Source organism: Bacteroidales bacterium (assembly GCA_041671145.1).
Lineage (GTDB): Bacteria > Bacteroidota > Bacteroidia > Bacteroidales > JAHJDW01 > JAQUPB01.
Genome location: JBAZBZ010000014.1, coordinates 1 through 17544 on the forward strand (window position 1 = coordinate 1; position 17544 = coordinate 17544).

The window sequence follows — 17544 nt, forward strand, 5'->3', positions numbered from 1 at the left end:
TCCATGTGTATGTTTCTCCTCCGCTTGCTGTCAACGTTGCTGTTCCTCCAGGACAGATTGATGGATTATTTACTGTTATTGCAGGTAAGGGGGTTACGGCTACTGTACCCGTATTTGTTGCTGTTTGACCAAGTGCATCTTTCGCTGTAACTGTATATACAGTTGTTGCCGTGGGGCAAACGCTGATGCTGCTTCCGTTTTGTGCAGGTGTCGTATTCCATGTATACGTGGGCGGAGCTGTTCCTCCACTCACCGTGGCGGTTAATGTCATGCAGTTTCCTCTGCATATTGTGCCGGAGTTTACAACTACCACAAAGCAAGGATTAACTGTTACTGCTATTGTAGCAGTATTTGTGCAGCCGCCTGTATTTGTGCCGGTTACTGTATATGTTGTATTAGTTGTTGGATAAACGCTTAAAGGATTGTTTGTTGAGCTGTTGTTCCATGTGTATGTTGCTCCTCCGCTTGCTGTCAGTGTTGTGTTATTTCCCGCACAAATACTGCTTGGGTTAGCTGCAACTGTTATTGTCGGTGGTGTTCCGCCAGATGCAACATTGACTGTATCAACTTTAATATTTTGTGTGCAGGAATTATCCGTAACAGTTACAATATATGTGCCCGGAGAAACATTAACGCAACTGGTGGTAGCGCCTGTGCTCCATTTATATGTGAACGGAGGGATTCCCTCCATGGAAACACATACATCAACATTGCCTACACTGCATGATGTAACAAAAGATAAAGTATCGCTATTACATATTTGTATGTCCACATTGTTTACTGTAAGAAAATTTTTACCGCAAACCATTAAATTTTTACGTATAGGGTCTAACATTAAATCATATACTACGCCTGTAATATTTGTTGTTATGGGCGATAAGGGAGTAAAAGTACTTCCATCAAAACTAAAAACATGCACTTTATTATCCCCGGCTACATAAACATTGTTGCATCTGTCCACATCTATCCCTCCCCGTCTTCTTTCGAGGTAAGAAGCATCAACCACAATGCTGCCAATATTTGTGCCATTAGTTTTATCCCATGCTTTCAGTGTTTTGCCATCATAACTAAACAAATAATTTTTGTTTACTGCCAGAGCATTAAATGCATTTGAGTTTAGCGTATTGACAGGGTCGCTTAACTCAAAAATATAACCCATGTTCTTACATTCATTGAAAGCATATCCTGTAGGTACTGCCCATGTTTCAGGCGGATTATAATTAGGTCCCGGGCATTTCATTAAATATTTATCCGGGTGTTTCCCCACAGCATATAAACATGCAAATAATATATAGGCATCCCCATTATCATCCTGAACTACGTCCACAACATCATTAGAGTTGTATGTTGTATTACTGTTTACATTTTTCACCCCAAGACTTGCAACTGTGGTATCAACTATCTGTAAATTATTGTTTGATGGAACACCTCCACCAAATGCGTATAGCCGGTTTGTACAATTATTATAAAACATGCACCATATTTCCTGCTGTTGTGCAGCCAAAACCGTATTGTAAGGTCCTGACATTACACCCGCACTGTTTAATTTAAGTATCTTTAACGGTATACCTGCCAAAGAATTAATGCCTCCTTCACCTTTCACAACAGTTCCGGAGTGTCTTAAGACAGCGGGTTCAGAATAATAATAATAAGTTCCCGGATTTTCCCATCCGTTAGGGCATGTATAGGAATAAATCAAAACGCCGGCAGGAGAGTATTTGGCAATTCTGCTTTTTGAAGCAGGGAAATCACCTCCAGAAATATAAACATTTCCGAAATTATCATAGTCAACATCTAATGCTTTGGTGGTTCCGCTGAAGGGAGTGGTTGTCCATGGGTCTACAACAATAGCTTCGAGCTTTGAGCTTTTAGCTTCGAGTTTAAAGGAAACTGTATTTTCTTTTAGTTCAAAAGATGAGGATACTGCTGTTTTGCTTGCTTTATAAAAACTTTGTGGCGCATGGTCTGTAATATCACCTGCTTCTGTTTTTATTATGATATTTCCATTATTATCAATTTTTATCTTTTCAATATCACCGGTATAGCTCATTTTCACTGAACTTAAGTCCGCTCCCGGCTGAACTATTAATGAATATTTTATCCCTCCTTTTTCCGGTACGATGTATTCAACATCTATTCCCGGGTAAAGATTTTTGTAAGTAAGTTTTTTGTATCCTTTTGCCTTTATTTGTTCGAATCCGGGCTCACCATAAGTATAATAACCTTCTGCCTGTGTTTCTGTTTCTAATACGGCACTCGTATTACAATCAAGCCATTTCATGGTAACAAGAATTGTTTTCTGAACTGGTTTAGGGAGTTTATTTTTTTTACGTTCTATGCGTTCTTCGTCACTAAAACTGTTAGTTTTAATAAATTTAAAAGTAATTTCCCGTGATTTAAAAAAAACCAGGTCGCTGTTGCAAACAACGTATTTTATATCAGAAGCACTTGAAGTTGCATTTATCCACGTGTCAAACTGTCCGAGGTTTTCTACAAAAACATTGGATTTGAATGGGTCTGCGCCAATGGTCCATCCCTTATTTTGTGATTGCCCGTTTGCAATAAATGATAGCAATGCTAATGATAATGCTACTAATCCCGTAAAAAAATAATTTTTCTTCATAATACAAAATATAAATATTTTTTAAAGTTATTACTTCTTATATATTTATGAATAAGACATTAAAAGTATAATAAAGGTTGCTTTCAAAAACGGCGGTTAATTGTACGTATGGTATAAATAAATAAACGTATGGAATAGTTAAATAAAAGTAAATTACCTTTTAAAAAATTTGTGGTTTGTTGTTTTATCGTTAAATTGTTTAATTGTCAAACCCAACAATTAAACAATTTAGCAATTTGACAATTCCTGAAACTTCAGAGATTAAACTTTAAACTTTCTTATCTGATTACAGTAACATTTCCGTGAAAATCATATTCCTTATTATCTGTAGCTTTTGCTTTTATTATGTAATAGTATGTTCCATCGGAATGATTTCTTGCGTCCCAGCCGCTGTTAATATCCGATGTTTCAAATAGTTTTACTCCCCAGCGATTGAAAATCATCATGCTGAATGTCGAAAATTCTCCTTTGTATTTAACTTTAAATATATCATTAAGCCCATCTGAATTGGGTGTTGTAATATTGAATACTTCGATATCCGATGGATTTATTACTTCAACATACAAGTCGTATTCGCTTTCGCACCCTTGCTGTGTTGTAACTTTTATTTTAATATGATACTTTCCTGTTTTTTCATATATATGTGTGGGATTTTCCAATGTGCTGTGCGTGCTGTCTCCAAAATCCCAATCGTATGTATTTCCGCTATTACCATTCCATGCATATTTGAATACATGTGTTATTAATCCTTTTATTGAATCAACGGCTGCTTCGCCATTCGGATATATTCCTATGTTGTTTACTGTTATTGTTTTTTCGGACTTGCAGTTATGTGAATCTGTTACCGTAACTGTATATGTGCCTTGTGATAAGCTGTCTAATGGATTTGTCGTTTTTCCATTGTTCCAGCTATAAGTATATGATGCTCCTCCGCTTGTATCTATCTTTACTGAGCCACTGTTGTTCAGGCAAATTTCATCATTTACAATTTCACTAATAACTGGATTTGGATAAACAGTTATAATCGCCGAGCCAGTGTTGGTACAGCCATTGCCATCCGTACCGGTTACACTGTATGTCGTTGTTGTTGTCGGTGTAACATTTAATGGATTGCCTATAAAGCCCGTATTCCATATGTATGTCGCTCCATTGATTGCTGTAATGTTTGCGTTTGCTCCATTACATATTGTTGTCCCGTTTGCTGTGATGTTTGGTTTTGGGTTTACTGTTACTGTTGTTTGTGCTGTATTTGTACATCCCTCCCCATCTGTACCCGTTACATTATAAATTGTCGTTGTCGTCGGACTCACATTGTACGGATTGTTGTTTGAGCCCGTATTCCATGTGTATGTGTTTGCATTGCTTGCCGAAATATTTACATTTCCTCCATTGCAGATTGTTCCTCCTGCTACTGTGATGTTTGGTTTTGGGTTTACGGTTACTGTTGCTGTTGCTATATTTGTGCATCCATTGCCATCTGTGCCGGTTACTTGATATGTTGTTGTTGCAACTGGCGTTACTACTATTGATGTGCTTGCTCCACCGGGACTCCATGTGTATGTTGTTGCTCCTGAGCCCGTCAGTGTTGTTGTTGCTCCGTCGCATATTATCGGACTGTTTGCGGTTACATTCGGTTTTGCATTTACTGTTACTATTGCCTGCGTTGTGTTTGTGCAATCACTTCCATCTGTACCCGTTACACTGTATGTCGTCGTATTTGCAGGGGTAACATTTAATGGATTGCCTATAAAGCCCGTATTCCATGTATATGTTGTTCCATTGCTTGCCGTAATATTTACACTTGCTCCGTTACATATTGTTGTCCCGTTTGCTGTGATGTTTGGTTTTTGGTTCACTGTTACTGTTGTTTGTGCTGTATTTGTACATCCCTCCCCATCTGTACCTGTTACATTATAAATTGTCGTTGCCGTTGGACTCACGTTGTATGGATTATTATTTGAGCCCGTATCCCATGTATATGTGTTTGCATTGCTTGCCGAAATATTTACATTTCCTCCATTGCAGATTGTTCCTCCTGCTGCTGTGATGTTTGGTTTTACATTTACCGCTACTGTTGCTACTGCTGTGTTTGTACATCCAGCCCCATCTGTTCCGGTTACCGTATATGTTGTTGTTATGGTTGGCGTTACTACTATTGATGTGCCCGCTCCTCCCGGACTCCATGTGTATGTCGTCGCTCCTGAGCCCGTCAGTGTTGTTGTTGCTCCGTCGCATATTATCGGACTGTTTGCGGTTACTGTCGGTTTCGGATTTACTGTTACTATTGCCTGCGTTGTATTTGTGCAATCACTTCCATCTGTACCCGTTACACTGTATGTCGTCGTATTTGCCGGTGTAACATTTAACGGGTTACCTATAAAGCCCGTATTCCATGTATATGTTGTTCCATTGCTTGCTGTAATATTTACACTTGCTCCATTGCAGATTGTCGTTCCGTTTGCCGCAATATCTGGCTTCGGGTTCACTGTTACTGCTGCTGTTGCTATGTTCGTGCATTGGTTTGCATCTGTGCCGGTTACTGTGTACGTTGTTGTATTTGATGGGGTAACATTTAACGGGTTACCTATAAATCCCGTATTCCATGTATATGTTGTTCCATTGATTGCTGTAATGTTTGCGTTTGCTCCGTTGCAGATTATTGTTCCATTTGCTGCTATGATTGGTTTTGGGTTTACGGTTACTGTTGCCTGTCCGGTTCCTGAACATCCCGATGCATTTACTCCTGTTACTGTGTATGTTGTTGTTAAGGTTGGAGCAACTGTTATATCTGAGCCCGTCAGAGAAATGTTCCATGTATATGATACTCCATTAAATGCAGAAACAACTGTTGTTGCTCCAAAGCAAATAGCAGGATTCGTTGTGTTGATTGAAATAGTGGGGTTCAATGAAACCGTGGCTTGTGCAGTATTCGTACAGCCATTAACATCCACTCCCGTAACTGTATATGTAGCTGCTGCTGTTGGCGTTACAATTAAAGGGTTGTCGATAAACCCCGTGCTCCATGTGTAATTCGTACCATTGCCTCCAACTACATTTATTGGCGACCCAGGGCAAGTAGAACCTCCGGTTGCTGTTACGTTTGGCTTGTTATTCACGGCTACTGTTGCCTGTGATGTATTTGTGCAGCTATTGGCATCTGTGCCGGTTACCGAATAAATCGTTGTTGATGTCGGATTTACATTGTATGGATTATTTGTTGAGCCCGTATTCCATGTGTATGTTGTTGCATTGTTTGCCGAAATATTTATATTCCCTCCTGTACATATTGTTCCTCCGGTTGCTGTTACATTCGGCTTGTTATTCACGGTTACTATCGCCTGTACGGTATTTGTGCAGCCATTGCCATCGGTTCCTGTCACCGTATATGTGATTGTTGCTGCGGGCATGACATTTAACGGATTACCTATATAGCCCGTATTCCATGTATATGTTGTTCCGTTGCTTGCTGTTATATTCACACTTGCTCCATTGCATATTGTTGCAGGGTTTGCTGTGATATTTGGTTTTGGGTTTACAATTACAACTGCTTGGGCTGTGTTTGTGCAGTTATTTCCATTTATACCTGTTACCATATACGTTGTAGTTATTGTTGGAGTTACTGCAATGGTTGAACCCATTTGATTAGTACTCCAAGTATAAGTCGTAGCTCCTCCTGCAATCATATTTGCTGAGTTACCAGCACATATTAAATTTCCCATTGTTGTTATGTATGGCAGAGGGTTGACTAATACTACCGCTTGTGCCGTTCCAGTGCATCCCGAAACATTTTTTCCTGTTACGTAATATGTTGTAGTTATAGTAGGCGAAACTGTTTGCGATGAAACGCTTGAATTATTGTTCCACGTATATGTGTTGCCTCCGCTTACTGTTATTGTTGCTGTTTTTCCGTTGCAAATTGTACTTCCTGTTGTTGTTAAAGTGAGGTTATTGCTTACCGTTACAATGCACGAAGCAGTTCCAGTACATCCTGCCCCATCTGAGCCGGTTACAATGTATGTTGTGGTAATGGTTGGTGATACTGCTTGTGTTGAACTGTTTGAATTATTACTCCACGTATAAAAATTGGCTCCGCTTGCTGTTATTGTTGCAGATACTCCTGAGCATATTGTGTTGCCTGTGGCGGTTAACGACATGCTTCCTGTTCCTCCGGTAAGTGTATAGTATAAAACAGTATCGGGCATACAATAACTTGAAACGGTAACTGAATAATTGCCAGGGCATAGTGCAGTAGCTGTATTTGATGTAGAAGAAGTATTTAGTGTTTGCTGCCCATTGCTCCAAACATAACTATAGTTGGGACAAGCACCACTGATAGTAACTGTTGCTGTGCCATTGCATGCACATGTAGTAGCATCAACCTGATTTTTAGTATAAACAGAACCAAATTTTACGATGAACGAATCGTCCCACCCATTATATGAATTATCAAAATATGCTCCTCCGCCCGGATTAACAAGAGTGGGATAAGTTGCTCCATAAGTTCCCTCACCTTCCATCATACATTCCCCTACAGCAAGTAAATAATTTTTGCGGTTAACAAGTAAGTTAATACGATTTTCTGTTCCATTTCCACCCCAAAATGTTGCCCAATTTAAAACACATGTATTTGTGAATTTTGTGAGAAATATATCCCCAAACCCTGCTCCCTGAAGTCCGGTATGAGCGCTACCATTATATGAATTATCCTGATATCCGCTACAAACATTCGTCATAGTTGTTATATTTGAAGACATAGTTAAAAAACCAACATATAGGTTATCGCAATTATCAATAGCCATAGGATGGGCACCAAGAGCATAACCGTCAGGACTATTACCACCGTAATAAGTAGCCCAAAGCCGAACGCCGTTACTTTTGAATTTTAAAATAAAAGCATCGTCAAAACCTCCACCATGAGAGCCCTGAAAAAATGCTCCATTACCAGGATTTAACAAAGGAAATTTTTTTGACCTTGTATGTCCACAAACAAAAATATTCCCGGAATTATCGGTAATTACTCCATAAGCATCGTCATAATCAGAACCTCCATAATTGGTTGCCCAAAGCATTGTCCCCGTATTAGACATTTTACAAATAAAAACATCACCCATTCCTGCATTTCCTGATTTATAATATGCACCTTCTCCGGGATTATAAGTTGGGATACTGGCGTTACCAGCACAACCCGTAATAATAAAGTTGTCGGAATTATCAACAGTGATAGAGTTTGCTACATGTCCTGCATTAGTCCCTCCTCCTCCATAATAAGTAGCCCAAAGCCGAACGCCCGAATTATTAAATTTAAGGATAAAAGCATCACCATAGATTGCGGCTTTTGCTGCCTGGTAATATGCACTGCCATAACTCTGAACAGGAAAAGCAGATGACCTGGTGTATCCCGTAATAAAAATATTCTGATGGCTGTCAATTGCAATAGATTTACCCATATCGTCCCCATCAATCATATTTCCGTTTCCACCATAATAAGTTGCCCAAAGCCGAACACCCTTATTGCTAAACTTCAAGATAAATGCATCCCATTGTCCACCGGCAAAAGTATTCTGAAAATAAGCACCGCCACTAGCATCAAAAATCGGAAAATCTGTTGAACCTGTACATCCTGTTGCAAATAAATTTCCTGCAGCATCAACAGCAAAATCTAATATCTGGTCATATCCATCTCCGCCATAGGCCGTACCCCATAATAAAATACCAGAAGGAGAAAATTTCAATATCAAAGCATCGGAATGACCACCAGCACCGGTTCCCTGAAAATAAGCACCATCACCTGAATTATAAAGAGGTGGCATTGCGGGTTCACCAAAATATCCACCTATAAATATATTTCCTGCGTTATCTTCTTTAATAGAGGTAAATCCATCAAAATTATTACTTCCATACAAAGTATGCCATACAATCTGAGGGTCGATAACAAGCTGGCTTTTACGACTTACTCCATTAAGAGAAGAAATGTTAAACTTAACAGATGTTTCAAAACCCTCTTCTTCATTTATTTTTAAAGATTTTGTATTGTTTTGCGTAAAATTCGTTTTTATTTCTTTGCCATCATAAAAACTCACAGGAGTATTTTCTTTTATATTGCCATATATAGTATATAATTCCAATTGCCCGGATTCATTTATTTTAACAGGCGTTTTGCTTTTGTAAAGCAATTCTATTTGCCGGTAATCGGCATCTGGATTAACAATAAAATCATATTTCAGAGTACCATCCTCTTTTCTATAAAATACCCAGTCAATACCTCTGTAAACATTTTTTATAGTAATTTTTTCATACTCTTTTACTTCATTAATACCATCAGGACAATTTGGCAGAAAATAATTAAAATGACCTTGAAGCATCATTTCTTTTATTATATTGTTTTTTTGAATCCTTGCTCCATTAAGCTCAACATCAATTCGTTCCCAGTCAATAAATTTTTTTGTTTTCTGCTTACCCCTCATTTTAATTTCTTCGTCTTTTGACTTATCAAGTTTACTTACAGGTATTTCTTCTTTTCTTATTTTCATGGTTTCTATTGTTATTCCTTTATCTGTAATCCAGAAAATTATTCCGGGAGATTCTGCTCTGAAAAGAACATGTGAAGCAAGATTGCCATCCATATCTATCATCTGCCCTTTGTTTTCAATAAAACCTTTATTGTTTTGATTTGACAGCCATTGTTGAGCTTTTGCCAATATTTCAGAAGTATTTTTTTTGTTTTCAACAGAAATTACGGAAGAATAATTTGGTACAATAGGAACTGTCTGCTTTACAGAAGTCGATATATTTTCATTATCGGCAATACTTTCTTTTATTATGGGCTTTATGGTGACGGTATTATCGGGTTGCAGAGATGTTTGGGCTTGCAGATGGATTGCAAATAAAAGAAATAAAATGAAGTATAAGGTACGATGTATGAAGTTGGGATTTTCATAATTTGTATTTTTTACTTCGTGTTTGTTATTCATTTTTTCCTGTTCAAATGGATAAATTGCATCCCGACGAGCTTCGCTATCGGGATAGAAATTCACATTACTATAATCAATTTCTCTTGCATTTCGGAATGCTTTAATTATTAATTTAACTACCCATGCTATAAGTAGTACGGCTAATGATAGTATTGTTATTTTTGTCATGTAAAATAATTTTTAAAGATAGTTAATTTTTATGAAACCGCAAAATTTTCGAACATTTATTTCAGCCATTGAACATTTAATTTTGTTGTTTTATCGTTAAATTGACAGATTGTTATACTGTATAATTGTAAATAGTTGTCAGTTGTTAGTTGCTGGTTGTCAGAAAAAAAATTAACACTGACAACCAACAACTATCAACAATCTTTCTTTACTCATAGCTTTTTTGTTATTCATTTATAATATGTATATTTAAAGATAAACTTTGATGTTTTTTGAGTTAATCAATTATACAAATTTACACAAGGAAAAAGGCGAATCCTAATTTTTGATGTTTACAAAAATGTTAATATTAAGCATGCTATTTACATGCTAAGCTTTACCAGAAGGGCTTTTCAGGAAAATTAATTATTGCTTGCAAGAAAACTGCCGAAAAATGATTTTCAATGGCTTTTTGCCCTTAATCCCTGAAGGAAAGCCATTGAAAATCAGCCATCCGTCAGTTAGGATTAGAGTAAAAAACATCTGAATATTGAGTTTTTGAGAGGTGTCTATATGTTAGTAAGAAATTCGGCAATGGAAGTATCCTGTTCAACTCCGAGCATTTTTTTCAGACGGGTTTTGTAAACATCCACGCTTCTTGGAGTAATACCAAGCAAAGAAGCTATTTCTTTTGAAGACATATTTAATTTAAGTAAGCAAGCTAACCTTTTTTGAGTATCATTAAGATTTGGATACAGCTTTTCTAATTTCATATAAAAATTCTGGTTCATTAGTTCTATGTGTTTTTCAAATTCCTCTCGGTCACGGTCTAAATACAACTTTTGATTTAATAATTTTGTCATACCATATATGCGGGATACTAATGTTTCGGGACTTTTGTCTTTTGAGAATTTCCTTAAATTTTCTTTTATATCATTCATCAATTCATTTTTCTGAATAATTTGCGTGCCCAGATTCATGAATTCTTTGTTTTTATAATCTAATTCTTTTTGCAGTTGATTTTTTTCTGCTTCCATCATCACCTTCTGTGCTTCCTGAATTTGCCGGTTTTTTTCGGCAATTTCACGTTCTTTGAGCGTTTTAATCCGTTGCCAGTTATAAATTAATACACCAATTATTAGAATTAGTAATAAAATTCCAACAAGTGAATAAATTTTTAACAAACTAATTTTTTTATCACGTTGTAATATTTCAATCTTTTTATTATTCAGTATAAGTTCTTTGTCTTTCTTTTCGGTTTCGTATTTAACCTGAAACTCATCAATTTTATTATTACTTTCTTTTGTAAAAACCGAATCTTTTAAAATCATGTATTTTTCGTGGTACTCAAGTGCTTTTTTATAATTGCCCATAGATGTATATACTTCGTAAAAGTTCTTGTAGTTATCAATAACAGTTTCTTTAAAATTTATTGATTTGGCAACCTCAATGCTTTTCGTATAATATTCCAATGCTTTATCATATTTCTTATTTTTATTATAAACAATCCCTATTCTGTTAAGTGTAGCTGCAATTTCGAATTTCGAACCTAATTCTTTTGATATTTTAAGGGATTTCTGATAATATTCAATTGCTTTTTTATATTTTTCCCATTCAAAATAAATTTCTCCGATATTGCCCAATGATATAGCTATTCCATCTTTATATCCTGCTCTTTCTTTTATTTTAAGAGATTTCTGATGACATTCAATAGCTTTTTCATAATTGCCCAATATATAATAAATAGTTCCTATATTATTCATTGTCTTAGCAATTCCAAGAGAATCGCCTATTGATTCTTTTATTTTTAAGGATCTTTGAAAGTATTCAATTGCAATTTCATATTTTTTCCAATTTCTATAAACAATTCCAATATTATTTAATGTTTGTGCAACAGAAAGTTTGCTCCCTGAACTTTCGTGAATTCTCAAAGATTTTTGATAATATTCAATCGCCTTTGTATAATTACCCCAGTTTAAATTAACAACTCCCATATTATTCAGTAAACTTGCTATTCCATTCTTATCCTTTAATTTTTCTTTAATTTTTAAAGATAATTGATAGTAATAAACAGCTTTATCGTAATTATTTAATTGAAAACACGTAGCGCCAATCAAGTGAAGTGAATTGGAATACAACTGTTCATTATTTATTTTTCCCGACAGCAACAATGCCTCATTAGCGTATTCGTATGCTTTTTTAGGAAAATTGGAACCATATATTTTTGATAGTTTATTATAAATTTCAACTTTCGTTTCGTCATTTTTTGTTTTTTTTAATAAATAATTTAAGCTGTCAATTGCGTGTGATTGTTCTTTTGTGAGGGATTCCTTATCGGCTGCGAAAGAAAAAGAAGTATGATGTATGATGTATGATGTAAGAATAAAAATTATGAAAATAATTTTTTTCATTGCGGAATGATTTGGAAATGTAAAAATAGGAAAATTTATACAATTGACAATTAACAGAGAACAATTAACAATAGGAAGGGATATAAGAAAGAAGGTTAATTTCTTATCTGCGTTTATCATAATCCTTCATAATAAATCAGCGATTATGTTTTTTCTGACAACTGAATAACTAACTCGTAGCTCAAAGTGGGTAATGCCGAACCGATAGAGGTTGTTTCAAAAGTTTTATTTATAACCGCAAAGACCCTAAGGCGCAAAGATAAAATAATTATTTCAAAATTCGTTACTGTTTAAAAATTTTAATAAATGTATCTGTTTAATACCCCTGAATGATGTAATCAAAGGTAAGTCGTCCATAGTAATGACGTATTTAGGATAATTATCTTTTAACTGTTGTAAATTTCCAAACTCTCTATTAACAACATCGTTATTTTTCAGTAAATATGCAACCTGAAAATAAACCGTTTCGCCATTTTTTTCTGCAATAAAATCAATTTCTTTTTCGCCTTCTTTTCCAACAAAAACTTTATAACCAAGATAAGAAAGATGATTATAAACTATGTTTTCAAGCACCTTCGCAATATCATCGGGTTTAAAACCTCCAATTGCATTTCTTAGTCCTATATCTTCAAAATAATACTTTTCGCCGGTTTCAAAAATTTTTTTCCCACTTATTTCTTTTCTTTTTACACCATTAACAAAATATGCCTGTTCCAGATAATGAAGGTAATTGATAACTACGGAAACAGTTTTGCTGTTTCTTTGAGATTTTAAGTAATCGGCTATTTTGTTTGCTGAAACAATGCACCCTGTATTATCAGCTAAAAACAGCAGGAGATTTTCAAGAAACGCATTATCTCTTATCTGATGCCGGCTTATAACATCTCTGTATAAAATAGTAGCATAGATGTTCTTGAGATAATCATATACAATTTCATCATTTTTTGGTAAGTTTATCAGATAAGGCAAGCCACCGTACTTCATAAAAAGGGAAAGAGCATTTTTGTCGTCTTTGAGTTTATGAAAATGAATAAATTCCTGATAAGACAAGCTATGTATGCGAACTTCTATTTGCCTTCCGCTTAAAAAAGTGGCAAGTTCGCCCGAGAAAACATTTGAGTTGCTGCCGCTGCAATAAATATCATACATGCCATCGGATAAAAGGCTGCGTAACGCTTTTTCAAATTCTTCAATTTCCTGTACTTCGTCAATAAACAAATAGTTCGCATGCTTAACGCTGTTTTGTTTGACCCATGCAATAAGTTCTTTATGATTGGTAATGAATTCAAATTCATATTTTTCCTTATCAATGTATAATATATTAGCTTTAGGGTGCAAACTTAAAAGTTCATTTCTTATCTGTTGAAGCATAAAACTTTTTCCTACCCGTCGCTGACCTGTAATTGCTTTTATTAGTTGCTTATTATAATAAGGTCTTATTTTTTTCAGGTATTTTTCGCGAATTATATTCATGTATTTACATTTTAATAAGTATTTGAAATTTAGTTGCTGCTTATTTGCTTTTTCTGTTTAGTATAATGAATAAATTGTACAAATATACCTTTTTTATTTAGTATAGTAAGAGGTTATTTTAAATTTGTTTTTTTATTTCGCAGTTATGCAGGTTGCAGGTTGATGCTCTATAAAGTGAGTTTCATGAAATCAAAGCACGTTGACTTTTGAGGTCGTCTAAAATTTTGTAAAAAATTGAAATGGAAAGATTTTATTAGGCGAGACAGCTACAAATCACAAACAACAAACAGTTCAAAGCCATTAGTCATCATATCATCGGTATTATATTATTGAATAACTTGGATTAAATAATAAATCCAATTGACGTTAAAACAAATTAGAATCGAAATAAAAATTATATTTAATTTTAATTACTTTTGCGATAAATATTGTAATAAACAAAAAAAATGAAAATACCAAAACACCTGATTTTATTATTTATTCTGACAATAAGTTTAAATGTTTTCAGTCAGGATACTACAAAATTCAAAACAGAGTATTGGAAAAATAAAAATAAAAAAAGTGAAGGAACAATTATTGATGGCAAGCATGACGGCAAATGGAAGTATTGGCATGAAAACGGACAGCTTTGGTATGAAGGTGAATTTGTCAAAGGAGAAAAAACCGGAAAGTGGCTGTATTATTATAAAAGCGGCAAACCGGAAAGTGAAGTTCATTACGACAGTGGAATAAGTACAGTGTGGTATGAAAACGGGCAAAAGGAAAAAGAAGGCAATGTAATCAACGGCAAACGTGATGGGAAATGGAGCTACTGGTATCCAAGCGGAAAAATAAAAAAAGAAGAATTTTATATTAATGATAAGCAAACAGGAAGAGCAACAACATGGTATGAATCGGGAAAAATAAAGGAAGAAGCAAATTTTAAAGATGGGGAAAAGGATGGAAAATGTATTTCATGGTTTGAAAATGGACAAAAAGAATTTGAGGGAGTTTATAAAAATGATGGAGTTGATGGTTATGCAAACTGGTGGTACGATAATGGAAATAAAGAAATGGAAGGAAAATCAATTGAAGGGAAACAGGACAGCGCATGGATATTTTATCATAAAAACGGAAAGATAGGAAGTAAAGGCAATTTTAAAAACGGAAAACTTACCGGAACATGGAATTACTGGTATAAAACAGGAGAAAAATGGAAAACAGGAAATTTTGCCGATGGCTTGAAGCAAGACATTTGGACCGCCTGGTATGAGAATGGAGCAAAACAACGCGAAGGTTCTTTTACAAACGATAAAGAAAACGGAAAATGGACATCATGGTACGAAAACGGAAAAATAAAAGATGAAGGGAATTTTATCAATGGCTTGATGGACGCAGAATGGCAAGGATGGTATGAAAAGGGAGAAAAAAAATATGTTTCAAGTTATAAAAATAATGTAAAAAACGGCAAAGATATTTTTTGGTATGAGAACGGGAATAAAGAACATGAAGGAATTTTTAAAGAAGGAAAATTTAGTGGCTCATGGGAATCGTGGTATGAAACAGGAAAACAAAAAGAAACAGGAACTTATAAAAATGATAAAAAAGAAGGAATGTGGACGTACTTTGATGAATATGGCGTTAAAATTATGGAGCAGACATACATAAAAGACCGACCAACAGGCAAGTTCACATTATATCATAAAACCGGACAGAAATCGCAGGAAGGTTCTTACAACAATAATCTTAAAGAAGGAACTTGGTATTTCTGGGATGAAAGTGGAAACCTGCAATATCAAATGACTTTCAAAAACGGGAAAAAATCTTCGGAGAAAAGTTATATAAAAGAAAACCCCGATAAATTCGATGCAATAAAAAAAGAAAAAAAATAAAATTACGCACTTTTTTTATAAAATATTTTGCAGATGTTAAGGAAATTAATATTTTAGCACTTTAAAAATTAAACACATAACATTATGAAATATCCATGCAAGCAAAAAAAGTTGCACAAACCGTATAATGATTAAAAATTCAGTGCTATTTTCAACGAAGAAATGCATGGATATTCACGAGCGGGTTGAGGGGATGGACTTTTGCGGGAGCGAGTAACTAAAAAAGCAAAAAAAACAGAACAGCAAATTAACAGCAGAAATATTAATTACTTACAAAATTTAAACAGATGAAAAAAATAGTTTTACTTATCGGAATGTTGATATGCGGATATGCATACAGTCAAAGCGTAAGCCCTGAAGTTATCGCCTCATCAGGCGAATATTTTATAGGCACAAATGCAACACTAAGCTGGACACTCGGCGAACCGGTTACCGAAACTTTTACCGGAACAAATAATATTTTAACTCAAGGATTTCAGCAAAAATACGATATTGGAGCTATTATAGAGGAAAAGGAAAATTTATATCAGATAAGTGTTTTTCCAAATCCTGTAAAAGATGTGTTGAATGTTAATATTAATTTAGGTTTTGATAACCAATACACCTCGCAGTTATTCGATATGCAGGGGCAATTATTAACGAGTAACAGTTTTACAGGAAATACAGAAAATATTAATATGGCTTCTTTTTCTGTAGGCAGCTATTTTTTAAAAATAAATAACTCAAAAGGAGAAACTATTAAAACATTTAAAATTGTCAGGAATTATTAATTAATATCATTCTGTATTTTTCTCATAAACATATTATTTATATTTATAATCACAAACAAATATTTAAAATTATTAACCTTTAAAAATTAAACAAATGAAAAAAGTTTTATTATTATTATCAATTTTTACGAGTACCGCACTCGTTTTTGCACAGAAAGAAACAAGAATAGACCCGTTTCCACAGGCATTCAAATATCAAGCTGTAGTGAGAAATATAGCAGGTAATCCGATTATTAACCAGAAAGTAAATTTTCAAATAAGCATTCTGCAAGGAAGCGCCACGGGGACGGCAGTGTATGTTGAAACACAAATTGACACCACAAACAGTTTTGGTTTAGCAAATTTAGAAATTGGAAGAGGAAGCGTAGTAAGTGGAACATTTTATACTATTAACTGGGGAAATGATTCCTATTTTGTAAAAGTAGAAATTGATGTTGCAGGTGGAACAACTTTCGCTTTTATGGGAACCACGCAACTATTAAGCGTTCCTTATGCTTTGTATGCTAAAACAAGTGAAACATCTGGACCGGCAGGAACATCCGGTCAAACATTAAGACATGATGGCACAAACTGGGCTGCAAATAGTTTATTATATAATAATGGTACATCCATTGGTATAGGGACAACATCTCCTGGAGCAAAATTACATATTGCCGGAGGACACATGATATTAGACCACACAAATCCAATGTTTAATTTTATTGATGGAGCTACATATAAAACATTTCTTCAGGCAATTAATAATGATTTCTATATTGGAAATAGATTAGCCGGTAATATTATTTTCAGGACAAGTAATGTTAATAAAATGAGCTTGAAAGATAATGGCTGGCTCGATTTATCTTTTGCAAACAGCAAGGTTATACGTTCGGCAGAAACCGATACAGCAAATGTTGTAGCTGTAGCTTATGGAAATATAACCTCTGCGGGAGTAAAAAATGCTGATGGAAGTACAAATAATTTTACTGTTTCAAAAGCTGGAACAGGATATTATGAAATTACATGGACAAATGGCTTAATTACAAATTATGCTAAAGCTGCAATTAGTGTTACTACAACCTATGGCAACGCCAGAATTACTTCATGGACAAGTTCCGGTGGCGGTACTGTTTTAATCGTAAAAATATACGATGCAGCAGGAACATTGGTTGATGATGCGTTTTCGTTTATAGTTTTCAAACCGTAAAACTTTAAAATATACTAATGAAATAGCTGTTTGGCAAAATAATTCTAAGCAGCTATTTGTATTTTCACACTATCTTTGCAAAAATTATACAA

The 17544-nt window shown here is 34.8% G+C and carries 7 protein-coding genes; 3 read left to right on the top strand and 4 right to left on the bottom strand.

What is annotated here, in order from left to right:
* The 4 genes from WC223_06550 to WC223_06565 all read right to left on the bottom strand — a co-directional run.
* A partial coding sequence (locus WC223_06550) for a hypothetical protein (protein ID MFA6923897.1) occupies positions 1-2623 on the bottom strand: 2623 nt, incomplete at its 3' end.
* A gap of 278 nt (positions 2624-2901) precedes the next feature.
* Positions 2902-9762 carry a gliding motility-associated C-terminal domain-containing protein gene (locus tag WC223_06555; protein ID MFA6923898.1) on the bottom strand — a complete coding sequence of 2287 codons (6861 nt, stop codon included), beginning with the start codon at positions 9760-9762 and terminating at the stop codon, positions 2902-2904.
* A 548-nt stretch (positions 9763-10310) separates the two neighbouring features.
* Positions 10311-12152, bottom strand: coding sequence for a tetratricopeptide repeat protein (locus WC223_06560; protein MFA6923899.1), 1842 nt, complete (start codon positions 12150-12152; stop codon positions 10311-10313).
* A 273-nt stretch (positions 12153-12425) separates the two neighbouring features.
* Positions 12426-13625, bottom strand: coding sequence for an ATP-binding protein (locus WC223_06565; GenBank protein ID MFA6923900.1), 1200 nt, complete (start codon positions 13623-13625; stop codon positions 12426-12428).
* Positions 13626-14071: 446 nt separating this feature from the next.
* Between WC223_06565 and WC223_06570 the strand changes: the two genes are divergently transcribed.
* The 3 genes from WC223_06570 (at position 14072) to WC223_06580 (ending at position 17452) form a co-directional block, all read left to right on the top strand.
* The gene (locus WC223_06570) at positions 14072-15496 is read left to right on the top strand and encodes a hypothetical protein (GenBank protein MFA6923901.1); all 1425 of its coding nucleotides are present in this window, start codon (positions 14072-14074) and stop codon (positions 15494-15496) included.
* A 287-nt stretch (positions 15497-15783) separates the two neighbouring features.
* The gene (locus WC223_06575) at positions 15784-16266 is read left to right on the top strand and encodes a T9SS type A sorting domain-containing protein (GenBank protein ID MFA6923902.1); all 483 of its coding nucleotides are present in this window, start codon (positions 15784-15786) and stop codon (positions 16264-16266) included.
* A gap of 94 nt (positions 16267-16360) precedes the next feature.
* Complete coding sequence (locus WC223_06580; GenBank protein MFA6923903.1) at positions 16361-17452, top strand: hypothetical protein; 1092 nt, start codon at positions 16361-16363, stop codon at positions 17450-17452.
* The last annotated feature ends 92 nt before the right edge of the window (positions 17453-17544 follow it).